This window comes from Burkholderia sp. MSMB1498, assembly GCF_001526245.1.
Classification (GTDB): Bacteria; Pseudomonadota; Gammaproteobacteria; order Burkholderiales; family Burkholderiaceae; genus Burkholderia; species Burkholderia savannae.
In genome coordinates this window covers 37,555-59,925 of record NZ_LOYJ01000099.1, presented here as the reverse complement: position 1 = coordinate 59,925, position 22,371 = coordinate 37,555, and the positions used below count along the sequence as shown (strand labels likewise).

Annotated in this window: 20 protein-coding genes and 3 tRNA genes; 20 read left to right on the top strand and 3 right to left on the bottom strand. The window is 67.4% G+C overall.

What is annotated here, in order from left to right:
• The first annotated feature begins 110 nt into the window (after window positions 1-110).
• The 15 genes from fabF to nagZ all read left to right on the top strand — a co-directional run bounded on the left by fabF (window position 111) and on the right by nagZ (window position 14,748).
• The gene (gene fabF / locus WS91_RS20835) at window positions 111-1,349 is read left to right on the top strand and encodes a beta-ketoacyl-ACP synthase II (RefSeq protein ID WP_038750320.1); all 1,239 of its coding nucleotides are present in this window, start codon (window positions 111-113) and stop codon (window positions 1,347-1,349) included.
• An 11-nt stretch (window positions 1,350-1,360) separates the two neighbouring features.
• A complete protein-coding gene (locus WS91_RS20830) occupies window positions 1,361-1,834 on the top strand; it encodes a hypothetical protein (protein WP_059670933.1) in 474 nt (157 codons plus the stop codon).
• Window positions 1,835-1,936: 102 nt separating this feature from the next.
• On the top strand, window positions 1,937-2,536 hold the full coding sequence (gene rpoE, locus WS91_RS20825; protein ID WP_038750323.1) for an RNA polymerase sigma factor RpoE: 600 nt from the start codon (window positions 1,937-1,939) through the stop codon (window positions 2,534-2,536).
• Window positions 2,537-2,617: 81 nt separating this feature from the next.
• Window positions 2,618-3,217, top strand: coding sequence for a sigma-E factor negative regulatory protein (locus WS91_RS20820; RefSeq protein ID WP_038750325.1), 600 nt, complete (start codon window positions 2,618-2,620; stop codon window positions 3,215-3,217).
• A 5-nt stretch (window positions 3,218-3,222) separates the two neighbouring features.
• The gene (locus WS91_RS20815; RefSeq protein WP_038750327.1) at window positions 3,223-4,278 is read left to right on the top strand and encodes a MucB/RseB C-terminal domain-containing protein; all 1,056 of its coding nucleotides are present in this window, start codon (window positions 3,223-3,225) and stop codon (window positions 4,276-4,278) included.
• 16 nt (window positions 4,279-4,294) lie between these two features.
• On the top strand, window positions 4,295-5,803 hold the full coding sequence (locus tag WS91_RS20810) for a DegQ family serine endoprotease (protein WP_038750329.1): 1,509 nt from the start codon (window positions 4,295-4,297) through the stop codon (window positions 5,801-5,803).
• On the top strand, window positions 5,800-6,054 hold the full coding sequence (locus WS91_RS20805) for a glutaredoxin family protein (RefSeq protein WP_038750331.1): 255 nt from the start codon (window positions 5,800-5,802) through the stop codon (window positions 6,052-6,054). The genes WS91_RS20810 and WS91_RS20805 overlap by 4 nt, the downstream gene beginning before the upstream one ends.
• 262 nt (window positions 6,055-6,316) lie before the next feature.
• On the top strand, window positions 6,317-8,110 hold the full coding sequence (gene lepA, locus WS91_RS20800) for a translation elongation factor 4 (RefSeq protein ID WP_038750333.1): 1,794 nt from the start codon (window positions 6,317-6,319) through the stop codon (window positions 8,108-8,110).
• Window positions 8,111-8,126: 16 nt separating this feature from the next.
• A complete protein-coding gene (gene lepB, locus WS91_RS20795) occupies window positions 8,127-9,020 on the top strand; it encodes a signal peptidase I (RefSeq protein ID WP_038750336.1) in 894 nt (297 codons plus the stop codon).
• Between the two features lie 151 nt (window positions 9,021-9,171).
• Window positions 9,172-10,653 (top strand): ribonuclease III, encoded by a 1,482-nt coding sequence (gene rnc, locus WS91_RS20790; protein WP_038750338.1) that lies wholly within the window; start codon window positions 9,172-9,174, stop codon window positions 10,651-10,653.
• A 69-nt stretch (window positions 10,654-10,722) separates the two neighbouring features.
• Window positions 10,723-11,622, top strand: a complete 900-nt coding sequence (gene era, locus WS91_RS20785; RefSeq protein ID WP_038750341.1) for a GTPase Era — start codon at window positions 10,723-10,725, stop codon at window positions 11,620-11,622.
• A complete protein-coding gene (gene recO / locus WS91_RS20780; protein ID WP_082721460.1) occupies window positions 11,609-12,487 on the top strand; it encodes a DNA repair protein RecO in 879 nt (292 codons plus the stop codon). The genes era and recO overlap by 14 nt, the downstream gene beginning before the upstream one ends.
• Window positions 12,484-13,257 (top strand): pyridoxine 5'-phosphate synthase, encoded by a 774-nt coding sequence (gene pdxJ, locus WS91_RS20775; protein ID WP_038750344.1) that lies wholly within the window; start codon window positions 12,484-12,486, stop codon window positions 13,255-13,257. The genes recO and pdxJ overlap by 4 nt, the downstream gene beginning before the upstream one ends.
• 5 nt (window positions 13,258-13,262) lie before the next feature.
• The gene (acpS, locus tag WS91_RS20770) at window positions 13,263-13,694 is read left to right on the top strand and encodes a holo-ACP synthase (protein WP_038750345.1); all 432 of its coding nucleotides are present in this window, start codon (window positions 13,263-13,265) and stop codon (window positions 13,692-13,694) included.
• Window positions 13,695-13,719: 25 nt separating this feature from the next.
• The gene (nagZ, locus tag WS91_RS20765; RefSeq protein ID WP_038750349.1) at window positions 13,720-14,748 is read left to right on the top strand and encodes a beta-N-acetylhexosaminidase; all 1,029 of its coding nucleotides are present in this window, start codon (window positions 13,720-13,722) and stop codon (window positions 14,746-14,748) included.
• Between the two features lie 55 nt (window positions 14,749-14,803).
• On the opposite strand, the gene WS91_RS20760 is transcribed toward nagZ, so the two are convergent.
• From WS91_RS20760 to earP, 3 genes are all read right to left on the bottom strand, one after another.
• On the bottom strand, window positions 14,804-16,201 hold the full coding sequence (locus WS91_RS20760) for a sigma-54-dependent transcriptional regulator (RefSeq protein ID WP_038750351.1): 1,398 nt from the start codon (window positions 16,199-16,201) through the stop codon (window positions 14,804-14,806).
• A 270-nt stretch (window positions 16,202-16,471) separates the two neighbouring features.
• Window positions 16,472-17,029 carry an elongation factor P gene (gene efp, locus WS91_RS20755; RefSeq protein ID WP_038750354.1) on the bottom strand — a complete coding sequence of 186 codons (558 nt, stop codon included), beginning with the start codon at window positions 17,027-17,029 and terminating at the stop codon, window positions 16,472-16,474.
• Window positions 17,030-17,213: 184 nt separating this feature from the next.
• Entirely contained in the window at window positions 17,214-18,434 is a 1,221-nt protein-coding gene (earP, locus tag WS91_RS20750; protein ID WP_038750356.1) for an elongation factor P maturation arginine rhamnosyltransferase EarP, read from the bottom strand.
• A gap of 237 nt (window positions 18,435-18,671) precedes the next feature.
• Between earP and uvrC the strand changes: the two genes are divergently transcribed.
• From uvrC to WS91_RS20725, 5 genes are all read left to right on the top strand, one after another.
• On the top strand, window positions 18,672-21,035 hold the full coding sequence (gene uvrC, locus WS91_RS20745; RefSeq protein WP_059670932.1) for an excinuclease ABC subunit UvrC: 2,364 nt from the start codon (window positions 18,672-18,674) through the stop codon (window positions 21,033-21,035).
• Window positions 21,036-21,148: 113 nt separating this feature from the next.
• Complete coding sequence (pgsA, locus tag WS91_RS20740; RefSeq protein ID WP_038750360.1) at window positions 21,149-21,742, top strand: CDP-diacylglycerol--glycerol-3-phosphate 3-phosphatidyltransferase; 594 nt, start codon at window positions 21,149-21,151, stop codon at window positions 21,740-21,742.
• 156 nt (window positions 21,743-21,898) lie between these two features.
• Window positions 21,899-21,974: transfer RNA gene (locus tag WS91_RS20735), tRNA-Gly, on the top strand.
• A gap of 60 nt (window positions 21,975-22,034) precedes the next feature.
• Window positions 22,035-22,110: transfer RNA gene (locus WS91_RS20730), tRNA-Gly, on the top strand.
• Window positions 22,111-22,225: 115 nt separating this feature from the next.
• Window positions 22,226-22,299, top strand: a tRNA-Cys gene (locus WS91_RS20725).
• The last annotated feature ends 72 nt before the right edge of the window (window positions 22,300-22,371 follow it).

Genomic DNA, 22,371 nt, shown 5'->3' with positions numbered 1-22,371 from the left:
GATCGCGTCGGCGTCGTCGCCGGCCGAGCTAACAGCCACAGGGCTCGCAGGAGTGGTTCCTGTGGCCGCTGTGGCTTTTGTTTTTGTCATTCAATGGAAAAGAGGTTACCGTGAGCCGCCGTCGTGTTGTTGTTACAGGCCTTGGGCTGATTTCGCCTGTTGGCAATAATGTTGCCGACGGCTGGGCCAATCTCGTGGCCGGCAAGTCCGGCATCGTCAATATCACGAAGTTCGATGCGACGAACTTCTCGACCCGCTTCGCAGGCGAGGTGAAGGGCTTCAACGTCGAGGACTACATCCCGGCGAAGGAAGCGCGCCACATGGATACCTTCATCCATTACGGGATCGCGGCCGGCGTGCAGGCGATGCACGACAGCGGCTTCCAGGTCACCGACGAAAACGCGGAGCGCGTCGGCGTCGTGGTCGGCTCGGGCATCGGCGGGCTGCCGATGATCGAAGTCACGCAGACCGAGCTGCTCAATCGCGGCCCGCGCCGGATCTCGCCGTTCTTCGTGCCGGCGTCGATCATCAACATGATCTCCGGCCACCTGTCGATCAAGTTCGGCATCAAGGGCCCGAATCTCGCGATCGTCACCGCGTGCACGACCGGCCTGCACTGCATCGGCGAGGCCGCGCGCCTCATCGAATACGGCGACGCCGACGTGATGATCGCGGGCGGCGCGGAGTCGACCGTGTCGCCGCTCGGCATCGGCGGCTTCGCGGCGGCGCGCGCGCTGTCCCAGCGCAACGACGATCCGGCGACGGCGAGCCGTCCGTGGGACAAGGACCGCGACGGCTTCGTGCTCGGCGAGGGCGCGGGCGTGATGGTGCTCGAGGAGTACGAGCACGCGAAGGCGCGCGGCGCGAAGATCTACGCGGAAGTCGCGGGCTACGGGATGAGCGGCGACGCCTATCACATGACGGCTCCGCTCGAGGACGGCGACGGCGCGCGCCGCTGCATGCTGGCCGCGCTGCGCAACGCGGGCGTGAATGCCGATCAGGTGAATTATCTGAACGCGCACGGCACGTCGACGCCGCTCGGCGATCTGGCCGAGACCGTCGCGATCAAGCGCGCGTTCGGCGACCACGCGAAGGACATCGTCGTCAACTCGACCAAGTCGATGACGGGGCACTTGCTCGGCGGCGCCGGCGGGCTCGAATCGGTGTTCACGGTTCTCGCGGTCCACAATCAGGTGTCGCCGCCGACGATCAACATCTTCAACCAAGATCCCGAGTGCGATCTCGACTATTGCGCGAACGAAGCGCGCGAGATGAAGATCGACATCGCGCTGAAGAACTCGTTCGGCTTCGGCGGGACTAACGGCACGCTGGTTTTCAAGCGCGTCTGACGCGGGGTCGCTTGACGGAGCCGTTCCACGCCGCATCGGCAGGTGCGCAGCACGTCGTGCTGCGCGCGTCGGCGTGCTTGCGCGCCGCATGCGCGCTGTTCGTGCCGGTCGTCGGCGCGGCGGTGCATGCGGGCGCCGCGCCGCTCGTCGGCAACGGCGGGGCGGCGGCGCTCGCCGTGCTGTTCGCGGCGCTCGTCGCGCTGCGCGCACGGGCCGCCTGCGAGCGGCGCCAGCCGGCCGCGTTGCGGATCGATGCCGGTGCGGGCGTGCTCGCGGCGTTCGATCGCGGCGGGCGGCTGCTCGCGCGCGGTCGGATCGCCGGTTGCACGCAATGGAGCGATCTGCTCGTCGTGCTGACGGTGCAAGGCCGCGGCCGGCGCGCAACGCCGCTCGTGATCCCGGTGGACGCGGTCGACGCGCCCGTGTTCCGCGCGCTCTGCGTGCTCGGCCGGCGCGCCGCGCGCGGGACGCTCGCGGCGGCATGAACGCGGCCGGGACCGTTCCCTGGCTCAAACGCGCATGAGCGCCTCGAGCGGGAACGTTACAATAGCGCTCCGCGTTGCTTCCCTCGTTTACGGATTTGTCAGGTGAGTGAAAAAGAAATCGATCAGGTACTGGTCGAGCGCGTACAGAATGGCGACAAGGCGGCGTTCGAACTCCTGGTCTCCAAATACCACCGCAAGATCATCCGGTTGATCTCGCGCCTCGTGCGAGATCCCGCGGAGGTCGAGGACGTGGCCCAGGACGCGTTCATCAAGGCCTATCGCGCGTTGCCGCAGTTTCGCGGCGAGTCGGCGTTCTACACGTGGTTGTACCGGATTGCCGTCAATACGGCGAAGAACTACCTTGCGACCCAGGGGCGCCGGGCGCCCACGTCCACCGACGCGGATGCCGAAGAGGCTGAAACTTTCTCCGATGCGGACCAACTAAGGGATATCAACACGCCTGAGTCGATGTTGATGAGCAAGCAGATCGCCCAAACGGTCAACGCCGCGATGGCGCTGTTGCCGGAAGAGCTGCGAACGGCCATCACGCTGCGCGAAATCGAAGGTCTGAGCTACGAAGAGATCGCGGAGATGATGGGATGCCCGATCGGCACCGTTCGCTCGCGGATCTTTCGCGCCCGCGAGGCGATCGCTGCAAAATTGCGGCCGCTGCTCGATACGCCGGAAGGCAAGCGCTGGTGAGCGCCTGAGGCGAATCGAAGCGGCTTGGGGTCTAGTTACGGAGTCGTGTGTTACGACGGGGTGTGCAAGATGGGGAGCATCATGGGGTCGGTCTCTACGCAGTCGCATACGTGTTCGCAACGCGAGCGCGTGTCCGCTCTGGTCGACGGCGAAGCGCCTGAGGGCCTTTCGCTGAAACAGATTCTCGCAGGGCTGGGCGACGCCGAGCGCGCGACATGGGCACAGTATCACGTGATCGGCGACGCGCTTCGGTCCGACGAGCTCACGCTCGAGCCGGCCGAAAGCGGCGCATTCATGGCCCGCTTCTCGGCGAGCCTCGTGGCCGAGCCGCACCTGCTCGCGCCCGCCGCCGCGCCCGTCGCGCGCCGGCTGCTGGGGCTGCGGCGCCGGGTCGTGCCCGCGTTCGCGGTCGCGGCCGCCGCGGCGACGCTGACGTGGATCGTCGTGCCGCAGATGCAGCGCGTCGGCGCGCCGGGTGCTGTCCAGGTTGCGTCGGTGAGCCCCGCGCAGCAAGGCCTGCAACGCGTGTCGGCCGCTCAGCCCGCGCTGCAGGACGCGAACATCATTCGCGATGCGAGCCTCGATCAATATCTCGAAGCGCATCAACAGTTCGCGCAGCAGCCCGTCGTGACGGGTTCGATGCCGGTCATTCGCACAGCCGTCACCACGCAAGGCCAATAAATTCGATGCGGACGTTGCAGTTGAATCAAGCCATCCTCGGTTGGAGGCGGCTGCCGGCGCTGTTGCTGTGCGCGGCCGCGCTGTTGTCCGTCCAATCCGCCGCCTTCGCTCAGCAGCCCGACAATCCCGTGGCCACCCGGCGCTCGGCCGCCGAGTGGCTCGATCGCATCCAGCAGGCCGCGCAGCAGCAGAACTACGAAGGCACGTTCGTGTATCAGCGCGGCGCGTACGTGCAGTCGTCCCGGATCGTCCATTTCGCGTCGAAGGGCGACGGCGAATTCGAGCAGGTCGAAAGCCTCGACGGCAAGCCGCGCAAGCTGCTGCGCCACAACGACGATCTCTACACGTTCGTGCCCGAGCGGCGGCTTTGCGTCGTCGAGCGCCGCCAGAACAAGGATTCGTTCCCCGCGCTGCTGGGTGCGGGCGGCGAGCAGGTGCTGTCCGTCTACGAGCCGAAGGCGCTCGGGCGCGACCGCGTCGCGGGCCTCGACGCGCAGGTCGTCGAACTCGTGCCGAAGGACGCGTACCGCTTCGCGTACAAGCTGTGGACCGACGCGAAGACGGGGCTTCTGCTGCGTTCGCAGACGCTCGATGCCGACGATCACGTGCTCGAGCAGATCGCGTTTTCGCAGCTGCAGCTCGGCGCCGCGGCGCCGAACCAGAAGACTGCGATCGCGGCCGGCATGCGCAATCTCGGCGGCTGGACCGTCGTGCGGCCGCCGGTGGCGCCCATCGACATCGAGGCGCAGGGCTGGCAGATCGCGCCGACGGTCGCGGGCTTCCGCAAGATCCGCGAGGTGCGCCGCCCGATGGCCGCGCGCGACGCGAGCGATCCGCCGATTCCGGTCGATCAGGCCGTGTTCACCGACGGTCTCGCGACCATTTCGGTCTTTATCGAGCCTGCCGAAAAGAACAGCCGCAAGGAAGGGGCGGGCAGCACCGGCGCGACGCACGTGCTCGTCAAGCGCCGCGGCGATTTCTGGATCACCGTTCTCGGCGAAGCGCCTCCCGCGACGTTGCAGCAGTTCGCGTCTGCCATAGAATACAAGGCTTCCAAGTAACCTTCCGGTTTCCGACATGATGAATCCCTCGCTGCGCACCAGGCTCGTCGCCGCAGCGGTGGCGGCCTTGGCGCCGCTTGCCGCGCACTCGGCGACGGCGGCTCCGAATGTCACGGCCGCGCCCGCCGCCACGGGCACGGCGCCCGCGCCGCGCGCGGCTTTGCCCGATTTCGCGGACCTCGTCGAGAAAGTCGGCCCGGCGGTCGTCAACATCCGGACGACGGCCAGCGTGCCGGCCGATACGCGCGGCGCGCTGCCGCCCGGCCTCGACAACGGCGACATGTCGGAATTCTTCCGCCGCTTCTTCGGCATCCCGCTGCCGCAGCCGCCGGGCGGGCAGAAGAACGCGCCGAGCACGCCCGACGCGCCCGACACCGAGCAGAACCGCGGCGTCGGCTCGGGCTTCGTCCTGTCGCCTGACGGCTACGTGATGACGAATGCGCACGTCGTCGACGACGCGGACACGATCTACGTGACGCTCACCGACAAGCGCGAATTCAAGGCAAAGCTCATCGGCGTCGACGAGCGCACGGACGTCGCGATCGTGAAGATCAGCGCAACGAACCTGCCGACCGTCGCGATCGGCGATTCGAACCGCGTGCGCGTCGGCGAATGGGTCGTCGCGATCGGCTCGCCGTTCGGCCTCGACAACACGGTCACGGCCGGCATCGTCAGCGCGAAGGGCCGCAACACCGGCGACTACCTGCCGTTCATCCAGACCGACGTCGCCGTCAACCCCGGCAATTCGGGCGGCCCGCTCATCAACATGCAGGGCGAGGTGATCGGCATCAACTCGCAGATTTACAGCCGCACGGGCGGCTTCATGGGCATCTCGTTCGCGATTCCGATCGACGAGGCGATGCGCGTCGCCGAGCAGCTGAAGGCGTCGGGCAAGGTCACGCGCGGCCGAATCGCGGTCGCGATCGGCGAGGTGACGAAGGAAGTCGCCGATTCGATCGGCCTGCCGAAGGCGGAAGGCGCGCTCGTGAGCAGCGTCGAGCCGGGCGGCCCGGCCGACAAGGCCGGCCTGCAGCCGGGCGACATCATCCTGAAGTTCAACGGCCGCCCGGTGGACACGGCGTCGGATCTGCCGCGCATGGTCGGCGACACGAAGCCGGGCGCGAAGGCGACGGTGACGGTGTGGCGCAAGGGGCAGTCGCGCGATTTGCCGATCACGATCGCCGAATTCCCGACCGACAAGGGCGCGAAGACCGAGAGCCGCCAGGCGCCGCAGCAGAAGCCGCGCAGCAATGCGCTCGGTCTGACGGTCAGCGACCTGTCGCCCGAGCAACTGAAGACGCTCAAGCTGCGCAACGGCGTGCAGATCGATGCGGTCGACGGCCCGGCCGCGCGCGCGGGCCTGCAGCGCGGCGACATCGTGCTGCGCGTCGGCGACGTCGACATCACGAGCGCGAAGCAGTTCGTCGACGTGGCCTCGAAGCTCGATCCGCAGCGCGCGGTCGCGGTGCTCGTGCGGCGCGGTGACAACACGCAGTTCATCCCGATCCGGCCGCGTCAGAAGTGAGCGCCGCCGCGCGATTCACGCTGTACGGCCGAGGCTGGTGCCATTTGTGCGACGACATGCGCGACGCGCTCGCGCCTGTTGCGGCCGAATGCTCGGCGAGCGTCGACTACGTCGACATCGACGCGGAGCCGGCGCTCGTCGCGCGCTACGACGAGGACGTGCCGGTGCTGCTGCTCGACGGCGTCGAGGTGTGCCGGCACCGCTTCGACGAGGCGCGGGTCAGGGAGGCGCTCGCGCGGCGCGGGGCGTGACGCGCGGCGCCGGCGTCGAAGGCGGGCGCCTAAAAGAACGTATGGGGAGAGTGGGTGCGGCCGCACCGTAGCGGCATGCGCCGAGCGGCCAGCAGCGCCCGCCGAACGATCGCGCCGCGCGCCGCTGGCCAGGGGCGCGCGCCCGAGGTCCAAAATGCCGCCCCTAGCGGGCCTTTTCGGCTAAAATAGGCCGTTTTTTCACCGACTTACAAGGCGTGCTCCGCGGTCGTCGAGCGCGCCTTTTTCGCTTGATCGGCACTGAATGGATCATATTCGCAACTTCTCGATCATCGCGCACATCGACCACGGCAAGTCGACGCTCGCGGATCGCATCATCCAGCTTTGCGGCGGCCTGTCCGACCGCGAAATGGAAGCGCAGGTGCTCGACTCGATGGATCTCGAGCGCGAGCGCGGCATCACGATCAAGGCGCAGACCGCCGCGCTCACCTATCGCGCGCGCGACGGCAAGGTCTACAACCTGAACCTCATCGACACGCCGGGGCACGTCGACTTCTCGTACGAAGTGAGCCGCTCGCTGTCCGCGTGCGAGGGCGCGCTCCTCGTCGTCGACGCGAGCCAGGGCGTCGAGGCGCAGACCGTCGCGAACTGCTACACGGCGATCGAGCTCGGCGTCGAAGTGGTGCCCGTGCTCAACAAGATCGATCTGCCGGCTGCCAATCCGGAGAACGCGATCGCCGAAATCGAGGACGTGATCGGCATCGACGCGACGGACGCCGTGCGTTGCAGCGCGAAGACGGGCTTGGGCGTCGAGGACGTGCTCGAGTCGCTGATCGCGAAGGTGCCGCCGCCGAAGGGCGACCCCGACGCGCCGCTGCAGGCGCTCATCATCGATTCGTGGTTCGACAACTACGTCGGCGTCGTGATGCTCGTGCGGATCGTCAACGGCACGCTGCGCCCGAAGGAAAAGATCAAGCTGATGGCCACCGACGCGCAGTACGCGGTCGAGCACGTCGGCGTGTTCACGCCGAAGTCGCGCAACCTCGAATCGCTGTCGGCGGGGCAGGTGGGCTTCATCATCTCCGGCATCAAGGAGCTGACGGCGGCGAAGGTCGGCGATACGGTCACGCACGCGACGAAGTCCGCGCCCGAGCCGCTGCCGGGTTTCAAGGAAGTGAAGCCGCAGGTGTTCGCGGGCCTTTATCCCGTCGAGGCGAACCAGTACGACGCGCTGCGCGAGTCGCTCGAGAAGCTGAAGCTGAACGACGCGTCGCTGCAATACGAGCCGGAAGTGTCGCAGGCGCTCGGCTTCGGTTTCCGCTGCGGCTTTCTCGGCCTCTTGCACATGGAAATCGTCCAGGAGCGGCTCGAGCGCGAGTTCGACATGGACCTCATCACGACCGCGCCGACGGTTGTCTACGAGGTCGTGCAGAGCGACGGCGCGACGATCATGGTCGAGAATCCGGCGAAGATGCCGGAGCCCGCGCGGATCGCCGAGATCCGCGAGCCGATCGTGACGGTCAACCTGTACATGCCGCAGGACTACGTCGGCTCGGTGATCACGCTGTGCGAGCAGAAGCGCGGCATGCAGATCAACATGCAGTATCACGGGCGGCAGGTGCAGCTCACGTACGAAATCCCGATGGCGGAGATCGTGCTCGATTTCTTCGATCGGCTGAAGTCGGTGTCGCGCGGCTACGCGTCGATGGATTACGAGTTCAAGGAATACCGGACGTCGGACGTCGTGAAGGTCGACATGCTGATCAACGGCGACAAGGTCGACGCCCTCTCGATCATCGTCCACCGTTCGCAGTCGCAGTATCGCGGCCGCGAAGTCGCCGCTAAGATGCGCGAGATCATTCCGCGCCAGATGTACGACGTCGCGATCCAGGCGGCGATCGGCGCGCACATCATCGCGCGCGAGAACATCAAGGCGCTGCGCAAGAACGTGCTGGCGAAGTGCTACGGCGGCGACATCACGCGCAAGAAGAAACTGCTCGAGAAGCAGAAAGAAGGCAAGAAACGAATGAAGCAGGTGGGTTCGGTCGAGATCCCGCAGGAGGCGTTCCTGGCGATCTTGCGAGTCGAAGACAAATAAACAGGACTGATCCTCTATGAATTTTGCGTTGATCCTTTTCGTGCTCGTCGTCGTGACGGGCATTGCATGGGTGCTGGACAAGCTGGTTTTCCTGCCGCAACGGAAGAAGGCGGCAGACGCGGCGGTCGCCGAGTTCGACCGCCAGCAGGAGCGGATCGGCGAGCGCTTCGCCGACGAGAACGCGCCGCAAACGCGCGCTCGGCTGCGCGACGAGAAGCTGCGCCAGCCGTGGTGGCTCGAGTACACGGCGAGCTTCTTCCCGGTGATTCTCGTCGTGTTCGTCGTGCGCTCCTTCATCGTCGAGCCGTTCAAGATTCCGTCGGGCTCGATGGTGCCGACGCTCCTCGTCGGCGATTTCATCCTCGTCAACAAGTTCGACTACGGCCTGCGCCTGCCGATCACGAATCAGAAGATCACCGAGGGCCGCCCGCTGCAGCGCGGCGACGTCGTCGTGTTCCGCTATCCGAAGGACGAATCGGTCGACTACATCAAGCGCGCGATCGGCCTGCCGGGCGACACGGTCGCGTACCAGGACAAGAAGCTGACGATCAACGGCCAGCCCGTGCCCGAGGCGCCGCTGCCCGACTACTTCGACGAAGAGCGGATGAACTACGCGAAGCAGTTCGAGGAAACGATCGGCGCGCGCAAGAACGCGATCCTCAATAATCCGGCGGTGCCGCCGTTCGTAATGGGCGCGGACGATTATCCGTATCGAGACAACTGCCAGTACGACAGCCGCGGCGTCGTCTGCAAGGTGCCGCCTGGCCATTACTTCATGATGGGCGACAACCGCGACAACAGCGCGGACAGTCGTTACTGGGGCTTCGTGCCGGACAAGAACATCGTCGGCCGCGCCTTCTTCATCTGGATGAACTTCAGCGAACTGAAACGCGTCGGCTCGTTCAACTGAGCTGTGCGTCGATGTTGCGACACGCCGCGCGAGGGCTGCGCGGCGTGTTGCCGAACGACTTTAAGAACCGGCGGCAACACCGCCTCGCCACGCCTTTTCGCGCCAGGTCGCGTTTGCCGACCGAAGCGGCGCCCGCGTTATACTCCTGTCCATGGCCCTATCCCAGTTGGAAAGCCGGCTGCGCTATGAATTTCGCAATGCGGAATTGTTGCGCCAGGCTTTGACCCATCGCAGTCACAGTGCCACGCATAACGAACGGCTCGAGTTTCTTGGCGACTCCGTTCTGAATTGCGCGGTGGCCGCCCTTTTGTTCCAGCGTTTCGGCAAGCTGGACGAGGGCGACTTGTCGCGCGTGCGGGCGAACCTCGTCAAGCAGCAGTCGCTCTACGAAATCGCTCAGGCCCTCAATATCTCGGACGGCCTGCGGCTCGGCGAGGGCGAGCTGCGCAGCGGCGGGTTCCGAAGACCGTCGATCCTCGCGGACGCGTTCGAAGCCATCATCGGGGCGGTGTTTCTCGATGGCGGCTTCGAAGCCGCCCAAGGGGTCATCAAGCGCCTGTACGTGCCGATTCTCGATCACATCGATCCGCGCACGCTCGGCAAGGACGCGAAGACGCTGCTGCAGGAGTATCTGCAGGGCCACAAGATCGCGTTGCCGACCTACACCGTCGTCGCGACGCATGGTGCGGCGCACAATCAGCAATTCGAAGTCGAATGCACGGTGCCGAAGCTGGACGTGAAGGTGTCCGGCTCGGGCGCGAGCCGCCGCGCGGCCGAGCAGGCCGCCGCGAAGAAGGCGCTCGACGAGGTGATGGCGGCCGCGCCGATGCTCGCCGCGAAGCCGAAGCGCTCGAAGAGCGCGCGCGGCGCGAAGCACGTGGAGCCGGAGATCGTGCCGGGCGTGAAGGGCGTGCAGGAGGCGCTCGACCTGCGCTCGCCGGATCGCAAGGAGCGTGGCGTGAATCACGCGGCGGGCGTCGATCCGAAGGCTGCCGACGCGAAGGCGGTTGACGTGAGGGCCGCGCTCGAAGCCGTGCCGATCGACGCGAAGGCGGCTGAGCCGAAGCACGCCGACCCGAAGATCGCGGAGTTCCGAGCCGACGATCCGAAGGCGGCCGACGCGAAAGCCTCGGCCGACGCGAAGCCCGTCGAGGCGAAATCCGCCGACGCGAAGGCGGGCGCGCAGGCTCATGCGGCGGCGTCGTTCGCTGCGCCCGCGCAGGCCGACGATGCGTCCGTGCGTTCGCACGCCGCCACGCCCGTCGCGGTGATCCGCGCGGCGCACGTCGAACATGGTGTCGACAAGGCCGAGCCGCGCGCGGCGAAGCCGGCGGACAAGCCTGCTTCGGCGGCCGACAAGTTGCCGGAGAAGCCGGCGGAGAAGGCGACGGAACCCGTGTCCGACAAGGGGCTCGACAAAGGACACGACAAGGGGCTCGAGAAGCCGCATGACAAGCCGTCCGATCATGCCCCGGAAAAAGCGTCCGACAAGACGGCCGAGAAAACCGACGCCGCCGCGCGCGGCGCCGCGGGGGCGTCCGACCGTCCGCCGCGCGCCCGCGATGCGTCGCCGTCCGCCGCCGAGCCCGATCTGGCCGCCGCGCCCGTGCGCGTCGCCGATGCAGGTCATTGACATCGTCCCAATCGACATTGCGGTCGCGCACGGTCGCGCGGCCGCTTCCGAACCCAGCAGCAACCTGATATGAACGCACCCGCTCCCACCGGTTTCCGTTGCGGCATGATCGCGATCGTCGGTCGTCCGAACGTCGGCAAATCCACGCTGATGAACGCGCTCGTCGGCCAGAAGATCAGCATCACGTCGCGCAAGGCGCAGACGACCCGCCACCGGATCACCGGCATCCGCACGCTCGACGACGCGCAGTACATCTTCGTCGACACGCCCGGCTTCCAGACGCGCCACAGCACCGCGCTCAACCGGTCGCTGAACCGCGCGGTGACGTCGACGCTGACATCGGTCGACGCGATCCTGTTCGTGATCGAGGCGGGCCGCTTCGGCCCCGACGACCAGAAGGTGCTCGACCTGATTCCGCCCGGCACGCCGACGCTGCTCGTCGCGAACAAGCTCGACCGCGTGTCGGACAAGGACACGCTGTACCCGTTCTTCCAGAAGATGGGCGAGCTGCGCGAGTTCGCGGAGATCGTGCCGCTGTCGGCGAAGCATTCGGAGGACATCCAGCGGCTGATGAACACGATCAAGCCGTACTTGCCGCAGGGCGACGCGATCTACGGCGAAGACGATCTGACCGATCGCAGCTCGCGCTTTCTCGCGGCCGAGATCCTGCGCGAAAAGGTGTTTCGCTGGACGGGCGACGAGCTGCCGTACACGAGCACCGTCGTCATCGACAAGTTCGAGGAGGAGGGGCGGCTCACGCGCGTGTTCGCGACGATCCTCGTCGAGCGCGACTCGCACAAGGCGATGGTGATCGGCAAGAAGGGCGCGAAGCTCAAGCAGATCAGCACCGAGGCGCGACAGGACATGGAGAAGCTGTTCGACGGCCCCGTCTATCTCGAAACCTTCGTCAAGGTGAGGAGCGGCTGGGCCGACAACGAAGCGGGGCTGCGCGCCTATGGGTACGAATGACGGGACGTCCGATGTCGGGATGACCGACGAGGCCGACGCCGACCCGCAACCTTCGATCGCGCCGTCTACGCAGCCCGCGCTGTCTGCACCGCCCGCGCCGGACGCCGAGAAGCCGGCGCGCAAGCCGCGCCGCGCCGCCGCGCGCACATCCGAATTCCGGATCGCGGAGCAGCCGGGGTTCGTGCTGCACGGCTATCCGTATCGCGAGACGAGCCTCGTCGTCGACGTGCTGACGCGCGATCACGGCCGCATCGCGCTCGTCGCGAAGGGCGCGAAACGCCCGCATTCGGCGCTGCGCGGCGTGCTGCAGACGTTCCAGCCGCTGTCGTTGTCGTGGACCGGCAAGTCCGAGCTGCGCACGCTGACGGGCGCCGAATGGGTGGGCGGCATGCTGCCGCTCGCGGGCGACGCGCTCCTGTGCGGCTTCTACGTGAACGAGCTGCTCGTCAAGTTCTGCGCGCGCGAGGACCCGCACCCGCCGCTCTTCAAGCACTATCTCGTCACGCTCACGCGCCTCGCGCACGGCGAGCCGCCCGTGCAGGTGCTGCGCTCGTTCGAGCGCGTGCTGTTGCGCGAGACGGGCTATGCGATGTCGCTCAAGCGCACGGTCGCGCGGCGCGCGGTCGAGCCCGACAAGCTCTATGTGTTCGATCCGGAGCGCGGCGTGCGCGACGCGGGCGGCGACGTACCGTCGCACTGGCCGGTGATCGCCGGCCAGACGTTGCTCGACATGGAAGAGGACGATTACCATCGGGCGCAGACCGTCGCGCAAAGCAAGACGCTGATGCGCTTCCTGCTCAACACCTATCTGGGCGGCACGCCGCTCGCCACGCGTCAGATCCTGATCGACCTGCAAAACCTATGAGCTTTTTCCTGACATCGCCCACCGCCATCGAACTGGGCGTCAATATCGACCACGTCGCGACGCTGCGCAACGCGCGCGGCACAGCGTATCCGGACCCCGTGCGCGCGGCGCTCGCCGCCGAGGACGCGGGCGCCGACGCGATTACGCTGCATTTGCGCGAAGACCGCCGGCACATCGTCGACGCGGACGTGCGCACGCTGCGTCCGTTGCTGAAAACGCGGATGAATCTCGAATGCGCGGTGACGGCGGAGATGCTCGACATCGCGTGCGAGATCGGTCCGCACGACGCGTGCCTCGTGCCGGAGAAGCGCTCGGAGCTGACGACGGAAGGCGGCCTCGACGTTGCCGGCCATTTCGACGCGGTGCGCGCCGCATGCAGGCAGCTCGCGGACGCCGGCGTGCGCGTGTCGCTCTTCATCGATCCGGACGACGCGCAGATCCGCGCCGCGCACGAGACGGGCGCGCCCGTGATCGAGCTGCACACGGGCCGCTACGCGGATGCGCACGGCGAAGCCGAGCAGCGGCGCGAGTTCGAGCGGATCGCGGCGGGCGTCGACGCGGGCATCGCGCTCGGGCTCAAGGTGAACGCGGGGCACGGGCTGCACTATACGAACGTGCAGGCGATCGCCGCGCTGCCCGGCATCGCCGAGCTGAACATCGGCCACGCGATCGTCGCGCACGCGGTGTTCGTCGGCTGGGACAACGCGGTGCGCGAGATGAAGGCGATCATGGTTGCGGCGCGCGTCGCCGCGCTGCACGGCGGCCGCTGATACGCATGGCGATCTACGGCATCGGCACCGATCTCGTCCAGGTGAGCCGCATCGCCGCCGTGCTCGCGCGCACGGACGGCCGCTTCGCGGAGAAGGTGCTCGGCCCCGACGAGCTGCGCGTGTTCCGCACGCGGCGCGCGCGCTCGGAGGCGCGCGGCATCGCGTTCCTCGCGACGCGCTTTTCGGCGAAGGAAGCGTTCTCGAAGGCGATCGGCCTCGGCATGCACTGGCCGATGACGTGGCGCGTGCTGCAAACGCTCAACCGGCCGAGCGGCGAGCCGTACGTCGTCGCGTCGGGCGAGCTCGCCGCATGGCTCGATGCGCGCCGCATCACCGCGCGCGTGACGGTGAGCGACGAGCGCGATTACGCGGTGACGTTCGTCGTCGCCGAGGCGCCCGACGACGTCGCCGCCGCGCGCTCGGCCGCCGCTTCCTGATTCCTTCTCCGCAAGGGCTGATTCGATGAAACTGACTCCCGGCCCGGTGATGCTCGACGTCGCCGGCACGACGCTCACGCGCGACGACGCGCGCCGTCTCGCACATCCGCAGACGGGCGGCGTGATCCTGTTCGCGCGCCACTTCGAGAGCCGCGCGCAGCTCGTCGCGCTCACCGACGCGATCCGCGCGATTCGCGACGACATCCTGATCGCGGTCGACCACGAAGGCGGCCGCGTGCAGCGCTTTCGCACCGACGGCTTCACGGTGCTGCCCGCGATGCGCCGGCTCGGCGAGCTGTGGGACAAGGACGTGCTGCACGCGACGAAGGCGGCGACCGCGGCCGGCTACGTGCTCGCGTCCGAGCTGCGCGCGTGCGGCGTCGACATGAGCTTCACGCCCGTGCTCGATCTCGATTACGGCCGCTCGAAGGTGATCGGCGATCGCGCGTTCCATCGCGATCCGCGCGTCGTCGCGCTGCTCGCGAAGAGCTTGAACCACGGGCTCGCGCTCGCCGGGATGGCGAACTGCGGCAAGCATTTTCCCGGTCACGGTTTCGCGCGAGCCGATTCGCACGTCGCGCTGCCGACCGACGACCGTCCGCTCGACGAGATCCTCGCGAACGACGCCGCGCCGTACGACTGGCTCGGGCTGTCGCTTTCGGCGGTCATTCCGGCGCACGTGATCTACACGCAAGTCGATGCGAGGCCGGCGGGCTTCTCGCGCGTGTGGCTGCAAGACGTGCTGCGCGGCCGGCTGGGCTTTCCGGGCGCGGTGTTCAGCGACGATCTGTCGATGGAGGCGGCGCGCGAAGGCGGCACGCTCGCGCAGGCGGCGCAGGCCGCGCTCGACGCGGGCTGCGACATGGTGCTGATCTGCAATCAGCCGGATGCGGCGGAGCGGGTGCTCGACGCGCTGCGCGCGACGACGTCGCGCGAATCGCTGCGGCGAATCAAGCAGATGCGGCCGCGCGGCAAGGCGCTCAAATGGAACAAGCTGATGCGCGAGCCGCGCTATCTGCGCGCGCAGGCGCTCCTGCGCAGTACGTTCGCCTGATGCGAAACGGGCGAGGGCGGCGCGCGGCCGCCCTCGCGTCGACGTCGATCGGGCGTCAGCCGATCTTCATGCGTTGCAGCTTGTTGTAGAGCGTCTTCGGGCTGATGCCGAGGAGCGTCGCCGCGCGGTGGCGCGTGCCGCCGACCGCGTCGAGCGTCGCGCGGATCAGCAGGTCTTCGACGTCGGCGAGCGGCGTGCCGACGCGCACCTGCACGCTGCTGCCGTTCAGCGCCGCGCCGGGTTGCGGATACGCGTCGCCCGCGCGCAGCGTTTCGATGAAGTCGCCCGACTGGTCGTATGCGAGCCGCACGCGCTCCAGCAGCTCGCGCACGTTGCCGGGCCAGTCGTAAGCGAGACATTCGCGGATGAAGCCCGGCGCGGCGCGCTTGTCGGTGATGTTCAGGCCTGCGGCGCGCGCGTCGCGGTTCAGGTCGTCGACGAACGCTTCCGCGATTTCGATCACGTCGTTGTCGCGCTCGCGCAGCGGCGGCAGGCCGATCGACGCGGCGTCGAGGCGCAGCCACAGATCCTCGCGCAGCGTGCCGTTCGCGACCGCCTCGCGGGCCGGGCGGCGCGTCGTCGCGATCAGCCGGAAGTCGCTCGCGATCTCGATCGTGCCGCCGACGCGCATGAAGTTCTGCGAATCGAGCGCGCGCAGCAGCGCCTCCTGCAGCGAAAGCGGCAACGCGGTGATTTCCTCGAGAAACAGCGTGCCGCCGCTCGCCTGCTCGAAGACGCCCGGGTCGCGCCGCTCGACGCCCGTGTACGCGCCGCGCTCGCGGCCGAGCAGCATGCTCTCGACCGCGCGGCCGTTGGTTTCGATGTTGCGCGGCGACTGAACGGCGGCGCGGCAGTCGAACGCGACGAACGGGCCCTTGCGGCGGCGGCTCAGGTCGTGCAGCGTGCGCGCGGCCGCCTCCTTGCCCGTGCCGGGCTCGCCCCACAGCAGCACCGCGGTTTCGGTCCGCGCGTTGTGCTCGATCATGTCGTAGACGTGCTGGATCGCGTCGCTGCGCCCGACGAGCGAGCCGAAGCGGCCGAGGCGGCGCAGCGTCGCGCGCAGCGCCTGCACTTCCTCGATCAGCTCGTACGGGCGGGGAATCCGCGCGAGCAGGCTGCGCAGCCGCGGGATGTTGACGGGCTTCAGCAGGTAATCCCAGACGCCGTGCCGCAGCCCTTCGATCGCGCTCTCGACGGTCGCGTTGCCCGTCAGCACGATCACCGGCAGCGAGCCGTTCGGCTGCTGCTGCGGCAGGTTCTGCAACAGATCGAAGCCGCTGCCGTCGGGCAGGTTCAGGTCGACGAGCACGACGTCGGGAATCGAGCGGGCGAGTGCGCCGCGCGCCTCGGCGAGCGACGTCGCCGTATCGACCGAGAATCCGTCCGCCGCGAGCAGCGCGGTCAGGCCGGACAAGCTATTGGGATCGTCTTCGACAATCAGGGCGTGTGGCATGGTGTGCGCGAGTTGAAAGACCGATCCGTCGGCCGGACCGGCGTACAGCCCCCATTTCGGGATGAGAAATGAATTTTATGCCCCATCGCGCACTTGGCGTACGGTATTTGTTATTGACTATAAAACAGTTACGGATGATACAAATTGAATCCCGTCACGGTTTCTGCAAAGCATTGTTTATGATGTGGCGCCTTTATGCAATAAGCGGCGCCGAATAAACAAAAAGCGCCCCGAAGGGCGCTTTGTTCGACCTGATCGCGCAAACGGCGCTTATGCGCGGCTGCGGTATTCGTTCGTGCGCGTGTCGATTTCGATCTTGTCGCCGGTATTGCAGAAGAGCGGCACCTGCAGCTCGAAGCCCGTCGAGAGTTTCGCGTTCTTGAGCACCTTGCCCGACGACGTGTCGCCCTTGACGGCCGGCTCCGTGTACGTGATCTCGCGAACGAGGATCGTCGGCAGTTCGACCGAGATCGCCTTTTCGTTGTAGAACACGACTTCGCACGTCATGCCGTCTTCGAGGTAGTTGAGCGCGTCGCCCATCATTTCCGCTTCGACTTCGTACTGGTTGTAGTCGGCGTCCATGAACACGTACATCGGGTCCGCGAAGTACGAGTACGTCACTTCCTTGCGGTCGAGCACGACGATGTCGAATTTGTCGTCCGCCTTGTAGACCGATTCCTGGCCCGCGTTCGTCAGCAGATTCTTCAGCTTCATCTTGACGACGGCGGCGTTGCGGCCCGATTTGTTGTATTCCGTCTTCGACACGACCCAAGCGTCGTTGCCGACCATCACGACGTTGCCTACGCGGAGTTCCTGTGCGGTTTTCATAACTAAAACTATCCTGAACGAGAGAAATTGCCTGAGCGTTGCTCAACGGCCAACGGCGCAAGCGGGCTCGATCCGGCAGCCGAGCGGCCGCGTCTGTGATCGGTCGCGGCCGGACGGCCCCCTTTATCCTGGCGCGTCGCGCCGATAACGGACGCGCTTGCGTGGTCAGCCATTGGATAACCGCTTATTTTAACTGAGTTTTTGCAAAATTCGCCAGATTTCCGGCGAGGCCGCCGACGGCCGCGAGTTCGTCCGCCCAGCTCGCCGCGCGCGCGGCGAGCGCCGCGCGGTGCCGCCAGAAATCGGCCCAGTCGGGCGCGCCCGCGCCGTTCCATGCGTGCCAGAAGCGCTCGGTGGCCGCGCGCGTTGCGTGATCGACGCGCGCGTTGAAGTGCGCGAGCGCCGCGTCGAGCTTCGGCAGATGCGCGGCGTCGGCCTGCGGGTAGATCTGCCAGACGAACGGCCGGCGCGCCCATTGCGCGCGGACGAACGAATCCTCGCCGCGCACGAAGTTCACGTCGCTCGCCCACAGCAGCAGGTCGTAGTCGGGCTGCGCGACGAACGCGAGCCCGTGCGCGGCGACGCTGCCGCGCGCCGCGTGCGCGCCGGCGCCGAACGAGCCGACCCCGAAAAAGCGCGCGATGCTCGCGGAGATCCGGCCCTCCGGCACGAGCAGCGCGATCGGCTCGCCGCCGTCGCGCCATTGCTCGAGGAGCGCGTCGAGCGCCGGGTTTTCGTATGCGAAGAGCGACACGACGGTCGCGTCCGGGCCGGGCATCGGCGCGCGTGCGACGCTTTGCCACCACGCGCGGCGCGCGTCGCCGCTCGCTTCGAACGCGGCGCGGCGCGCGTCGAGGTCGCGCTCCTTCAGCACGCCGCCCGTGCCGGGGCCGAGGCCGGGGAAGAAGAAGGTTTTCGTGAGCGGGTAGCGCGGGTGCGGCGACGGCCGCAGATGGAAGTCGCAGACCCAGTCCTCGGCGCTCAGGTATTCGAGATTGATCCACACGGGCGGCCGCGCGCGGCGCGCCATCGCGGCGACGTACGCGCCCGGCAGCTCGCATGCGAACGCTTCGATCACGACGTCGGCGATCTCGAGCGTGTCGCCGGCGTGCGCGGGCGCGCGCCAGTGCTCGACGACGATGCCGTCGACGGTCTGGCGCGCGGCGTCGGGCCTGGCGGCCGGCTGAAGGCGCGCGAACGTCGCGAGGTCGTCGACGAAGATCCGCACCTGCCAGCCGTGCTCGGCCGCGAGCTGGCGCGCGAGACGCCAGCACACGCCGATGTCGCCGAAGTTGTCGACGACCGCGCAGAAGATGTCGCATGCGATCGCGCTTGCGGCGGCGTCCGTGGGGCGAATGTCGGCGAGGGCGGAGGCGGGGGGCGTGAGGGGAGCGGACGACGTCATCTGATCTGTGCCAAGCGAAGCGAGTGGGGCGCCGACCGGCCGATCGGCGCGCAAGCCGGCGCGCAAGCCGGCGCGCAAGCCGGCACGCAAGCCGGCATGCAAACCGGCGAACCGGCAAGCCGAACGCCGAGCGGGCGCGTGCCGCGGCGAGCCGGCCGCGATCGCGCGCGGCGAATGCTCTAAACTGGCGATTCTAAATGACCTTGTTCGCGCGCGCCGCTCGCGCCCGCATTGAGCATGACATCCCCCGACGCACCCGAATCCCGTTTCGAACCCAAGCCGATCCTCGCCCAATTGCCGCATCTGCCGGGCGTCTACCGTTATTACGACGTGCAGGACGCGGTGCTGTACGTCGGCAAGGCGCGCGACCTGAAAAAGCGCGTGTCGAGCTACTTCACGAAGACGCAGCTCTCGCCGCGGATCGCGATGATGGTCACGCGCATCGCGCGTATCGAGACTACCGTCACGCGCTCGGAGGCCGAGGCGCTGCTGCTTGAGAACAACCTGATCAAGGCGCTCGCGCCGCGCTACAACATCCTGTTTCGCGACGACAAGTCGTACCCGTACCTGAAGCTCACGGGGCACGAGTTTCCGCGGATGGCGTACTACCGAGGCGCGGTCGACAAGAAGAACCAGTACTTCGGGCCGTTTCCGAGCGCGTGGGCGGTGCGCGAGAGCATCCAGATCCTGCAGCGCGTGTTCCAGCTGCGCACCTGCGAGGACTCGGTGTTCAACAACCGCACGCGTCCTTGCCTGCTGCACCAGATCGGCCGCTGCTCGGCGCCGTGCGTCGGCGCGATCGGCGAAGAGGACTACGCGCGCGACGTCGACAACGCGTCGCGCTTCCTGCTCGGCCGGCAAAACGAGGTGATGGGCGAGCTGGAGCGGAAGATGCATGCGTTCGCGGCCGAGCTGAAGTTCGAGCAGGCGGCGGCCGTGCGCAACCAGATGAGCTCGCTCGCGAAGGTGCTGCATCAGCAGGCGATCGACGTCGGCGGCGACAGCGACGTCGACATTCTCGCCGTCGTCGCGCAAGGCGGCCGCGTGTGCGTGAATCTGGCGATGGTGCGCGGCGGCCGGCATCTCGGCGACAAGGCGTACTTCCCGACGCACGTCGAAAGCGCGCTCGCGCTTGCCGGCGATCCGGGCGCGCAAGCGGGCGACGAGGCGGGCGACGACGTGGGTGACGAGGCGGGTGCCGGAGCGGATGCGCAGGCGCGGCTCGCCGGCGATGCGGCAACGGACGCGGCGGACGCGGCGGATGCGGCGGATGCGGCGGATGCGGCGGGCGCGAGCGAGAACGGCGGCGCGGCACGCCATGTCGAGGCGAGCGCGCAAGCGTGTGCCGACGAAAGCGTCGAACGAAGCGCCGACGCGATGGCCGAAGCGATCACCGAAGCGTCGCGGGCAGCCGCAATTGCCGAAGCCGGCGAAGCCGCGCAAGCAACTGAAGCAACCGAAGCAACCGAAGCAACCGAAGCAACCGAAGCAACCGAAGCAACCGAAGCAACCGAAGCAACCGAAGCAGCCGCGCCGTCCGACATCGGCGACGACGCCGCGCCGCAGGAGGCCGACGCCGCGCCGCTCGAAACCGAAGTGCTCGAAGCGTTCGTCGCGCAGCACTATCTCGGCAATCGCGTGCCGCCGATTCTCGTCGCGAGCCACGCGATCGCGAATCGCGAGCTGATCGATCTGCTCGTCGAGCAGGCGGGGCACAAGGTGTCGGTCGTGCGGCAGCCGCAGGGCCAGAAGCGCGCGTGGCTCGCGATGGCCGAGCAGAACGCGCGCCTCGCGCTCGCGCGGCTGTTGTCCGAGCAGGGCTCGCAGCAGGCGCGCACGCGCGCGCTCGCCGGCGTGCTCGGCTACGAGAGCGACGATCTCGCGCCGCTGCGGATCGAGTGCTTCGACATCAGCCACACGATGGGCGAGGCGACGCAGGCGTCGTGCGTCGTCTATCACCATCACAAGATGCAGTCGTCCGAGTACCGCCGCTACAACATCACGGGGATCACGCCCGGCGACGACTACGCCGCGATGCGCCAGGTGCTCACGCGCCGCTACGAGAAGATGGTCGAGGAAGCGGCCGCCGAGGCGTCGGCGGACGAGGCGGCCGGCATCGACGGCAACGCGGTGCACGCGGCCGCGTCGGCCGGCCGGTTGCCGAACATCGTGCTGATCGACGGCGGCCGCGGCCAGGTCGAGATCGCGCGCCAGGTGTTCTCCGAGCTCGGGCTCGACATCGCGATGCTCGTCGGCGTCGCGAAGGGCGAGGGGCGCAAGGTCGGGCTCGAGACGCTGATCTTCGCCGACGGCCGCGCGCCGCTCGAGCTCGGCAAGGAGAGCGCGGCGCTGATGCTCGTCGCGCAGATCCGCGACGAGGCGCACCGGTTCGCGATCACCGGCATGCGCGCGAAGCGCGCGAAGACGCGCCAGACGTCGAGGCTCGAGGAGCTCGAAGGCGTCGGCGCGAAGCGTCGGCAGCGGCTGCTCGCGCGCTTCGGCGGCTTGCGCGGCGTGGTCGCGGCGAGCGTCGACGAGCTCGCGAGCGTCGAAGGCATCTCGCGCGCGCTCGCCGAGCAGATCTACCGGCAACTGCACTGAGGGCGGGCCGCGCTGGCCGGCGAGCCAGGCGGCGCGGCCCGCGCCGGGCGCGTTGCTTGTGGCGGCGCGGGTGACGCGGCACAATGGCAAATCCTTCAACCGTGTCGCGTGCCATGCCGTTCAACTTCCCGATTTTCCTGACGTGGGTGCGAATCGTGCTGATTCCGCTCGTCGTCGGCGTGTTCTATCTGCCGGATACGGTGCTGAGCGCCGACCACCGCAATCTGGCGGCGGCGGCGATCTTCATCCTGGCCGCGCTGACCGACTGGTTCGACGGCTATCTCGCGCGCAAGTGGAACCAGACGTCGGCGTTCGGCGCGTTTCTCGATCCCGTCGCCGACAAGCTGATGGTGACGGCGGCGCTCCTCGTGCTCGTGCAGCTCGCGCGCCTCGACGCGGCGATCGCGCTCGTGATCGTCGGCCGCGAGATCGCGATCTCGGCGCTGCGCGAATGGATGGCGCACATCGGCGCGTCGAAGAGCGTCGCGGTGAATTCGCTCGGCAAATTCAAGACCGCGTGCCAGATGATTGCGATTCCGATGCTGCTGTACTACGGCCGGCTGCCGTTCGGCGGCGGCATCGCGATCGACACGCGCGTGTGGGGCGAGTGGCTCATCTATCTCGCGGCCGTGCTGACGATCTGGTCGATGCTCTACTACATGAAGCTGGCGTGGCCGCAGATTCGCGAACGCGGGGGCGCCGCATAAGCATTCGGCGCGCATGCCCGATTGCGCGTCAACGAGCGCGAGGATGCGGTCGAAGAAAAAGGGCGCGAAAAACGCTTGACACATAATTCGAGTTTCACCATAATCTCGTTTCTCCACTGAACGGTGCTTGGCGCAGTGCGGTGGATGAAGTAAAACGCGGGAGTAGCTCAGTTGGTAGAGCGCAACCTTGCCAAGGTTGAGGTCGCGAGTTCGAGACTCGTCTCCCGCTCCAGGTTTGAAGGCAGCGTTTTGCTTGGCGTGTTGTTCGGCAAAGCATGCAGTGCAGGACGATGCGGGAGTAGCTCAGTTGGTAGAGCGCAACCTTGCCAAGGTTGAGGTCGCGAGTTCGAGACTCGTCTCCCGCTCCAGAACAAGGGGAAGCCGAGCTTCCCTTTTTGTTTGATGGGCCCGATGGCCTTCAATCAAAAAACTGTCGATCGTTGCAGGCCAACTGGTTTTCGCGATGTTCGGCAGACCGCTTACGGCGCGATAGCAAAGCGGTTATGCAGCGGCCTGCAAAGCCGTTTAGGCCGGTTCGACTCCGGCTCGCGCCTCCAAGTAGAACGAGATAAAGCCCTGATTCGTCAGGGCTTTTCTTTTTTCTGCGTCTTTCCAAAGATGGAAATGTG

What these genes read in the sequence shown, in the direction of transcription:
- efp (WP_038750354.1), bottom strand. Translation starts at nt 17,029, where the DNA reads ATGAAAACCGCACAGGAACTCCGCGTAGGCAACGTCGTGATGGTCGGC.
- acpS (WP_038750345.1), top strand. Translation starts at nt 13,263, where the DNA reads ATGGCGATCTACGGCATCGGCACCGATCTCGTCCAGGTGAGCCGCATC.
- WS91_RS20760 (WP_038750351.1), bottom strand. Translation starts at nt 16,201, where the DNA reads ATGCCACACGCCCTGATTGTCGAAGACGATCCCAATAGCTTGTCCGGC.
- WS91_RS20820 (WP_038750325.1), top strand. Translation starts at nt 2,618, where the DNA reads ATGGGGTCGGTCTCTACGCAGTCGCATACGTGTTCGCAACGCGAGCGC.
- WS91_RS20810 (WP_038750329.1), top strand. Translation starts at nt 4,295, where the DNA reads ATGATGAATCCCTCGCTGCGCACCAGGCTCGTCGCCGCAGCGGTGGCG.
- pgsA (WP_038750360.1), top strand. Translation starts at nt 21,149, where the DNA reads ATGCCGTTCAACTTCCCGATTTTCCTGACGTGGGTGCGAATCGTGCTG.
- rnc (WP_038750338.1), top strand. Translation starts at nt 9,172, where the DNA reads ATGGCCCTATCCCAGTTGGAAAGCCGGCTGCGCTATGAATTTCGCAAT.
- nagZ (WP_038750349.1), top strand. Translation starts at nt 13,720, where the DNA reads ATGAAACTGACTCCCGGCCCGGTGATGCTCGACGTCGCCGGCACGACG.
- lepB (WP_038750336.1), top strand. Translation starts at nt 8,127, where the DNA reads ATGAATTTTGCGTTGATCCTTTTCGTGCTCGTCGTCGTGACGGGCATT.
- WS91_RS20815 (WP_038750327.1), top strand. Translation starts at nt 3,223, where the DNA reads ATGCGGACGTTGCAGTTGAATCAAGCCATCCTCGGTTGGAGGCGGCTG.
- uvrC (WP_059670932.1), top strand. Translation starts at nt 18,672, where the DNA reads ATGACATCCCCCGACGCACCCGAATCCCGTTTCGAACCCAAGCCGATC.
- earP (WP_038750356.1), bottom strand. Translation starts at nt 18,434, where the DNA reads ATGACGTCGTCCGCTCCCCTCACGCCCCCCGCCTCCGCCCTCGCCGAC.
- recO (WP_082721460.1), top strand. Translation starts at nt 11,609, where the DNA reads ATGGGTACGAATGACGGGACGTCCGATGTCGGGATGACCGACGAGGCC.
- era (WP_038750341.1), top strand. Translation starts at nt 10,723, where the DNA reads ATGAACGCACCCGCTCCCACCGGTTTCCGTTGCGGCATGATCGCGATC.
- pdxJ (WP_038750344.1), top strand. Translation starts at nt 12,484, where the DNA reads ATGAGCTTTTTCCTGACATCGCCCACCGCCATCGAACTGGGCGTCAAT.
- lepA (WP_038750333.1), top strand. Translation starts at nt 6,317, where the DNA reads ATGGATCATATTCGCAACTTCTCGATCATCGCGCACATCGACCACGGC.